This is a genomic window from Murdochiella massiliensis, from assembly GCF_900059565.1.
In the GTDB taxonomy this organism is placed as follows: domain Bacteria; phylum Bacillota; class Clostridia; order Tissierellales; family Peptoniphilaceae; genus Murdochiella; species Murdochiella massiliensis.
In genome coordinates, this window is record NZ_FIZW01000002.1 from 1,284,386 (window position 1) to 1,292,500 (window position 8,115).

At 47.5% G+C, this 8,115-nt stretch carries 8 protein-coding genes and 1 rRNA gene (1 of these 9 running past the window's edge); 8 read left to right on the plus strand and 1 reads right to left on the minus strand.

Features of this window, described 5'->3' with window-relative positions; translation table 11 throughout:
- Window positions 1-5 precede the first annotated feature (5 nt).
- Window positions 6-1,076 (plus strand): electron transfer flavoprotein subunit alpha/FixB family protein, encoded by a 1,071-nt coding sequence (locus BN3910_RS07390; RefSeq protein WP_066926096.1) that lies wholly within the window; start codon window positions 6-8, stop codon window positions 1,074-1,076.
- A gap of 360 nt (window positions 1,077-1,436) precedes the next feature.
- On the opposite strand, the gene BN3910_RS07395 is transcribed toward BN3910_RS07390, so the two are convergent.
- Window positions 1,437-1,904, minus strand: coding sequence for a hypothetical protein (locus BN3910_RS07395; protein WP_148417357.1), 468 nt, complete (start codon window positions 1,902-1,904; stop codon window positions 1,437-1,439).
- Window positions 1,905-2,084: 180 nt separating this feature from the next.
- On the opposite strand from BN3910_RS07395, the gene murB reads away from it, so the two are divergent.
- The 7 genes from murB to BN3910_RS07430 all read left to right on the plus strand — a co-directional run.
- Window positions 2,085-2,996 (plus strand): UDP-N-acetylmuramate dehydrogenase, encoded by a 912-nt coding sequence (gene murB / locus BN3910_RS07400; RefSeq protein ID WP_066926102.1) that lies wholly within the window; start codon window positions 2,085-2,087, stop codon window positions 2,994-2,996.
- A gap of 92 nt (window positions 2,997-3,088) precedes the next feature.
- Complete coding sequence (gene rapZ / locus BN3910_RS07405; protein WP_066926105.1) at window positions 3,089-3,979, plus strand: RNase adapter RapZ; 891 nt, start codon at window positions 3,089-3,091, stop codon at window positions 3,977-3,979.
- Window positions 3,976-4,416, plus strand: coding sequence for an NUDIX hydrolase (locus tag BN3910_RS07410; protein ID WP_066926108.1), 441 nt, complete (start codon window positions 3,976-3,978; stop codon window positions 4,414-4,416). The genes rapZ and BN3910_RS07410 overlap by 4 nt, the downstream gene beginning before the upstream one ends.
- Window positions 4,413-5,348: a DNA-binding protein WhiA gene (gene whiA, locus BN3910_RS07415; protein ID WP_066926111.1), complete on the plus strand. Its 936-nt coding sequence runs from the start codon at window positions 4,413-4,415 to the stop codon at window positions 5,346-5,348. The genes BN3910_RS07410 and whiA overlap by 4 nt, the downstream gene beginning before the upstream one ends.
- Window positions 5,345-6,499, plus strand: coding sequence for an LCP family protein (locus BN3910_RS07420; protein WP_066926114.1), 1,155 nt, complete (start codon window positions 5,345-5,347; stop codon window positions 6,497-6,499). Before whiA ends, BN3910_RS07420 begins: the two co-directional genes overlap by 4 nt.
- A gap of 14 nt (window positions 6,500-6,513) precedes the next feature.
- Window positions 6,514-7,461, plus strand: a complete 948-nt coding sequence (locus BN3910_RS07425) for a DUF422 domain-containing protein (RefSeq protein WP_075968015.1) — start codon at window positions 6,514-6,516, stop codon at window positions 7,459-7,461.
- 286 nt (window positions 7,462-7,747) lie between these two features.
- Window positions 7,748-8,115 (plus strand): 16S ribosomal RNA (locus BN3910_RS07430); it runs 1,156 nt beyond the window's last position.

Sequence of the window (8,115 nt, forward strand, 5' to 3'; positions counted from 1 at the left end):
AAGCAATGAGAAAAGATATTTTTGTAATCGTCGAACAGCGCGGTGGTGTTATCCAAAAGGTAAGTTATGAGATTATCGGTGAAGCGGCCAGACTCTCCAGAGAGATCAATCAGCAAGTTGTTGCAGTCCTACTTGGTCATAACATTAAAGATCAAGCTGAGGACCTTATACAGTACGGGGCTAACAAGGTTTTCGTCATTGATCATGCTGTGTTAGAAAATTACACAACTGAGCCCTATGTCAAGGCAGTCGAATATATCATCAAAAGCTATGACCCCCACACTGTGCTTTTTGGCGCGACATCTATTGGTAGAGATTTGGCACCGCGTCTTGCTGCTCGCATTCATACTGGTCTAACTGCAGATTGCACTCGCTTAGATATTGATGTAAAAGAGTATCAAGAATATCTTCGAACCTCAACATCTCTGTCTTTACAGCCGGAACGAATTAATTCGCTCGATACATCTGATCGGTATCTAAAAATGACCCGCCCTGCATTTGGTGGGAACGTTATGGCTACAATTGTTTGTCGCAAATATTCTCCACAAATGGCAACTATCCGACCTGGAGTGATGAAAGTACCCACAAGAGATGAACAGCGAAAAGGCGAGATTGTCACTATCGATCCCGGCTTAAAAATGAGCGATCAAAATGTTGAGATCCTAAGCATTATTAACAATAACAAAAAAGTCAAAGATATCACTGAGGCAAAAGTCATTGTTTCTGGAGGGCGTGGAGTAGGCGGACCAAAAGGGTTTAAAATGCTACGTGATCTTGCCTTGACGCTTGATGGTGAAGTCGCAGCCTCTCGTATCGCTGTCGATAATGGCTGGCTGGAAAAAGACTTTCAAGTTGGTCAGACCGGTAAAAACGTCCATCCGGAACTTTACATCGCATGTGGCATCTCTGGTGCGATCCAACATTTGGCAGGAATGGAAAATTCTGAATTTGTTATTGCTATAAACAAGGATGCAAATTGTCCCATGATGAAGATAGCAGATCTCGGCATTGTCGGTGACTTAAACATTATTATCCCAAAGCTAATCAGCGAAATCAAAGCGTGTCAAGAGCGATAGTGCGTTTAATTTGTAGTTAAAATGAGGTGGAAGAAAATCGATCTAATATACATCTTCGCTCTTTAGCGAACTCCAAGCACATGTAGACGTCTATCGGCGTCAAAAATCGTTTGATCCGTCTTGTTCAATCCAGTTTCCCTGTAAGAAGAGTCAGAAAAGAATCACAGAGTACATCCCTTTCGGATGTGCTCTGTGATTTTCTGACAATAACAGTGGAATCACAGAGATGCAGATCAGTCTACCAAAGGAGTCGGCTCATGAAGCAAAAAGAAAGAAGGAGGAAATATTTAAAATCATATTTATAATATTTCGCAGCGTAAACTTCTAAATTCTAAACAGAAAAACTGAAAGTAAGACAGTTTACCTGCGTTTTCCAGCAATCCATGAATGCCCACACTTAAGACAAGAGATCTTCACTTTTCCTGAAGACGGTCCCCCTAGGACTGCACCGACACCACCGGCAAGAAAGCCTCCAACTGCAGCACGTCCGATCGAAAGCCCTTTGGCATTTACAGATATCTGATCGCTTCCACACCTCGGACATGTAATTTTTGGTGGATAATCTCGAGCTATTTGAGAGTCACAAGCTGCTTTATCCTTCGGAAATAAATTAATACCTTTTTCTCCTAAAGCGGCTAAGAATTTAATCACCCCATCACATTGCTTTTTATTAAAATCTATAATCTTGGGAATGTTGCTATATTTATCAATTATGATTTCTAGTAATCCATTTTTTGTAGCTAATGGGAAGGAATATGTGATTTCCAAGATTCTGGACAGGTCATAACTCTCCTTTCCATAGGAAAAGACGTTATCTTCAAGGGGCAATTTTTTTTCGTAGCAAAGTTCCTATTTTAATTTCCATAATAGACTCCTTATAACAGCTAATTTAATGATTAAGTCCCGTTTCTTTCATTACACTACAGCAGACGGTCGAGAGCACAAATCTTGTGTTTGGTGCTCTTTTTAGGGTAATCTTATGACATATGAGTATAGGGAGGCAAGGGAATGATCAAGGAGAATCAGCGTGCGGAGTTGTGCTCGGGGGCGTACGGCATTGCTACAGAGGGGGTATGCCTGTCTTCGCTGACCACATTTCATTTGGGTGGTCCGTGCGATCTGTTAATCGAAGTGACTTCCGAGAAGGAAGCGCTGCGCACCATTCGCTATTTACGTAGCAGCGCCATCCCGTTTATGGTTATCGGAAACGGATCAAATCTGTTGGTACGTGACGGCGGGATTGATGGCGTTGTCGTGAAGATGGGGCCGGCGTTTTCGGACGTGACGGTAGAAGGCAATGTGGTCACGGCTCAGGCTGGCGCTGCGGTGGCCAAAGTTGCACAGATCAGTTTTGAAGCCGGTCTTACCGGAATGGAGGCACTTGCGGGAATTCCGGGAACGGTGGGCGGCGGCGTCATTATGAATGCGGGTGCCTATGAACACGAAATGAAGAACGTATTGCACTCTTTGCATGCGATAGAGAAAGATAATACGCTGTGTACGCTAACGCGAGATGAAATGGACATGGGCTATCGTACATCACGAATGATGCGCGAGGGCATGGTGGTTACAGAGACGATCTTTGAGCTGCAACCGGGTGATCCGAAGGAAATTCGGGAAAGAGCGGCAGAATATGCTTTGCGCCGTCGAACAAAACAACCGCTGGATAAATATTCCGCGGGATCTACGTTTAAACGTCCGCAGGGGCACTTTGCCGGGGCACTCATTGAGCAAGCCGGGCTTAGAGGCTATGCCATTCGTGGTGCGCAGGTTTCCGAAAAACATTGTGGATTTTTGATTAACAATGGCGAAGCGACAGCTCGCGATGTGCTGGATCTGATTCACTATGTGCAGGAAACGGTCAAGAAAACTTCCGGCGTAGAGCTGGAACCGGAAGTACGCATTATCGGAAAAGAATAGACATTCGGTACGAAGGAAAAGAAGAAACCTATGTTTCGCGCTGACATTGAGGCTGACATTGAGAAGGAAAACGGCGGAAGGAGGTGGACATCATGAAAATGGTCATTGTGACCGGTATGAGCGGTGCGGGAAAAAGCTCCGTCCTGCGCTTATTTGAGGACATGGGCTACTATTGCATGGATAATATTCCTCCCCGTCTCATTAACAACTTTCTTGATTTGACCAGAAGCGCCTCGAAGCCGATGACTCGAGTTGCACTGGGCGTGGATATTCGCGGTGGCGCTTTTTTTGAAGACTTGCAATCTACCGTCGAAGCACTGAAAAAAGAAAAGGATATGGAGGTCACCACCCTGTTTCTCACCGCTTCCGACGAGACTCTGGTGCGTCGTTACAAAGAATTGCGCAGGCCGCATCCCATGGATAAGGCCGGCAATATTTTTGACGGCATTCAGCGAGAAAAAAATTTTTTGGCGCATTTACGCCAGACTTCGGATGTTCTGGTCGATACGACGGACAAAACGTTAGGGGAACTAAAGGAACAGATCGACCATTTGTTCCTGCCGGCAGGAGAAAAGCCTGCCCTGTTGATTTCCGTCATCTCCTTTGGATACAAGCACGGAATCGTTCTGGATGCGGACTTGGTTTTTGATGTGCGGTTCGTGAACAATCCATACTATGTCGCGGACTTGCGTAAATTGACGGGACTGGATGCGTCGTTACAGGATTATGTGCTGCAATTCCCAGAGACAACGCAGTTTTTGACCAAAGCGCTGGATTTGTTATCCTTCTTAATTCCCCTCTACATACGCGAAGGAAAGCGAACACTTACGGTTGCGTTGGGTTGCACCGGTGGACGCCATCGTTCGGTGGTGATGGCGGAGATGCTGGGCCAAAAACTCAGTGAGCGGTATCAGGGAGTCAATGTATCGCACCGTGATCGTCGGTATTGGAAAGAATCCGCACAGAAAGGAGGGCTGCGATGAAGGAAACGAGCGCCGGCGGCGTCATTATCAAGGGAAGAGAAGTGCTTGTGCTGCGCAAGTTCCGTGGAGATTGGGTGTTGCCGAAAGGTCGAATCGAAGAAGGTGAAACGCTGGAAGAGACAGCCCTGCGTGAGGTTAATGAAGAGAGCGGCCTTGCTTGCCGCGTAGGAGACTATATCGGGTTTGTGCGCTATAACTATTCCAAACCGAACGGCGTAGAAGTACATAAAACCGTTCATTATTATACGATGACGGCAGAAGGCGGCACCATGAAGCCGCAACGAGAAGAGGGGTTTTGCGACTCGGCCTTCATGCCTTGGCGAAAAGCAGTGAAATTGTTGCGGCATGATTCCGAACGCAACATGGTACGCCAAGCTTTTAGCGGCTCTTCGAGTTCGAAAAAGAAGACTCCTCCTTCCCGGGAGACGGAATCATGAGTTTCTCTTACGATACCAAAACCGAGTGTGCTCGTTTGCCTGTGCATTCAAAAATAGAAGCGCTTCTTGAACTATCGGCTATGGCGCGCCTAAACGCGGCCATGGTGATTAATCGCGACGGACATCATCTTCGCTTTTTTTCGGAACACCCTGAGGTGATTGGCTGTGTAGCCGGCTTGTCGCGTTTTTTATTGGAAACGGAAGGCGAGATTCGCGCCCAGCAGGATGATCGCCTGCAAAAAAACCCGGTGTATTATATGGATCTTCCGGAAAAAGAGACGGAAGCGCTTTTAGCACAGAGCGGGGTGGATCTTTTCGGTCATGCGACGCAAAGCCTGGAAGCTATTTTCGGTCGTCTTCGCGTTGAGGCGAATGCACGAGCCTACTTGCGAGGCGCATTTTTAGCGGCCGGCTCCGTTGTCGATCCGGAAAAGTCGTACCACTTGGAAGTGGTGACGAAGAACGATTTGGATGGGAAAATTTTAGCGCACGTTTTTCATACGCTTTCCTTGCCGGTCAAGCAGACCACACGCGGTGCGCTTACGGTATACTATTTTAAAGATTCCGAGGCGATCTCCGACATGATGGTTGCTATTGGCGCCTCGGCGGCCATGTTGGCGCTGGAAAACGTCAAGATCAAAAAAGAGCTCAAAAACACAATCAATCGGAAATCCAATGCCGAAGCAGCAAACTTGGACAAGCAGTATCAAGCAGCGTTGGAACAGATTCGCGCCATCCATTATATAGATGAAAAACGGGGACTGGACAGTTTGCCGGAATCGTTGCGTGCGGTGGCACGAGCGCGCTTGGAACATCCCATGGCCAACCTTAGGCAACTTGGAGAGCACATGAATCCACCTTTGAGTAAGTCCGGCGTCATGCACCGTATGCGTCGTTTACTCGAAGAAGCGTCTATGCTGGAGGAAAAATGAACGCGTATCGTAATGAAGAGGACCCCCGCACACAGCGTGCTTACGGGAGGGGTGGAAATCCGCATTTTGTGGAAAATCGGGCGTATGGACAGCATGATGAGGACGATACGTTGCCGTTAACGGTTGAGGACGTGCGTCGCGCCATGCGTGCCGAGAAGGCCGGACGCCAAGCGGATAAAAAGCAGAAGAAGTCGGAAGCGCATCGCGTCTATCGTGATGCGGATCCGGAGAAATACTATAGCGATGCCGAAAAGCCGCGGAAAAAGAAGAGCTGTCTTGGTCGTTTGTTGCGCATGTTTCTCCTTCTTCTTGTCGCAGCGGTCATCGTGCTCGTTGCCTATCTTTATTTGTGGGACAAGGAGAAGGAAAACCTGCCGATACCGGCAGCGGAGCAAGGCAATACGCTTGCGCCGATTCAGGATGATCTTCTGGTTCTTTTGGCCGGCGTGGATGACACCGGAACCGGTGAACCGCAACGTACGGATACTCTCTTGCTGCTGCGCTTTGCTTTCGGGGAAGGCCGTATCATTGGATTGTCTATTCCGCGTGATTCGCGCGTCTATGTTGATGGGGAACCCGATAAGATTAACCATGCGCATGCTTATGGCGGCATCGAATTGACCATGCAGACCATACGCGATTTTCTCGGCATTGACCTGGACTATTATATTGAGGTGGACTATCAAACGGTGAAGGCGGTCGTGGATGCAGCCGGAGGCGTGCGCTATACCGTTCCCGAGGAGGCGGCACCTGTAAGGGGCGAGGTGCATCGCGTTGGCGATCATGTGTTAGATGGGGAAGAAACGCTCAGCTTTTTACGGCATCGTCAAGGTTATGTGAATGGAGATCTTGACCGGGTTCAAGCGCAACAGGCCTTTCTTCAGGAAACGGCGAAGCAGGTAGCTTCACCGCTTCATTTCTATCGCTATCCGTTTGTGCTTCACGCCTTCCGCACAAATGCCAAGACGAATCTTCCGGCGCTTCCGATGCTGCCGAAGTTGCCCGGCATGATGCTTTCCGGATTATCCAACATGGAACTGCACACCATCCCCGGCGACGGGGAAATGATTGACGATGTCAGCTATTATGTCGTCGACAGCGAAGGAACAATGGAGTTGGTTAATGAATTATTTGCTCCTTTTGTTTTCTAGAAGGAGGGCAAAAAATGAATTGGATTCAATCGTTTGAACTTCTTTGCTATGCCATTGCCATTGTATTTTTCGTGGATCTAATTCGAAATAACAAGAAGAATGAGTTTTTTCTATTTCTATCTGCGGCTTTTGCGGGCTTTGCCTTGGAATTACTGGCGGTTCGCCTTACCGGAATTTACCATTATAGCAATGATTTTTTCATTCAGATCGGACCGAAACCATACCAATTTCCCTTTTTCGGAGGACTGATGTGGGGTGCTCTGGCGGTATGTGCTTGGCGGATCGCAAAGAAGTTTTCCTTATCGAAGAGAAAGACGGCACTTTTATCCGGCTGGCTGATTGTTTCGTTGGACCTTTTTTTGGATGTTGCAGCCATTCGTCTTAATGGCGGCTTCTGGGTCTGGGATGGTCGGCCCATTACGTTAGAAATCAGTCATCATCTGTTTATGAGCGTTATCTGGGTCAATTTTCTTGGCTATCTTTTTGAAACGCCAACCATTGTTTATCTTTGGCTTGCTCAGCAGGAAAAGGGTGAAAAACCCGTACTTCGCGCCTTGGGTAGCGCCGTGTTGATTGGCGTTGCCGGCGTTGGCGTTGTGGGAATCGCATCCACCATTTCCTTACGGCTGGATCGATGGAGCGATGAGTGGTTTAGCTTTCTGGCATTTGTGCTCATTTGGATGACCGTTTTTTTTCGTATCGTCCTTTATTTGGTGCGTCACCGAAAAAACATAACGTGGGAAGCGAAAAAAGATAAAGTCTTACTATTCACGTGGGGCGCCCTTTATCTCTATTGCATCGCTGCGCTGATTCAGCTCAATATCCTTCAAGAAGTTCCTGTTTATGGGCTCTTTGCAGCACTTATGATGAGCTTGACCCTGATCCTGAGCATGATTCGTTTTGATCGACCGAAAGACACTTCTGCAGCTCTGATACAAGATGAGACAGGAAGCGACGAATAACGCCTCCACAGGCGCCTTCGAAACGGCATATTCAAAAAAATAAAAATTAGTGTTGACAGACACAAAATGGGGTGGTAATATACTCAAGTCGCGCCAAAAAGAACAGGCGACGAGAAAAGTGAAAATAAAGTTTACTTTTTCTTGACAAGCCCTTTACGGCGTGATAAACTATTCAAGCACTCCCAAAAAGGGAGAGCGCGAACCTTCAAAAGTGAATACGTGAATAACTTTGAGTTTAATAATTCAAACAACAAATTTAGAGTCAAGATATTGGCTCTCAAAACATTATTTTGAGAGTTTGATCCTGGCTCAGGATAAACGCTGGCGGCGTGCGTAACACATGCAAGTCGAACGAGAATGCACTGACGGAACCTTCGGGGGAAGATAGTGCAGGACAGTGGCGGATGGGTGAGTAACGCGTAAGAAACCTGCCTTTCACACCGGGATAGCAGCTGGAAACGGCTATTAATACCGGATGATACTTTTCTAACGCATGTTGGGAAGGTCAAAGAATTTCGGTGAAAGATGGTCTTGCGTCTGATTAGCTAGTTGGTGGGGTAACGGCCTACCAAGGCGACGATCAGTAGCCGGCCTGAGAGGGTGTACGGCCACATTGGGACTGAGACACGGCCCAAACTCCTACGGGAGGCAGCA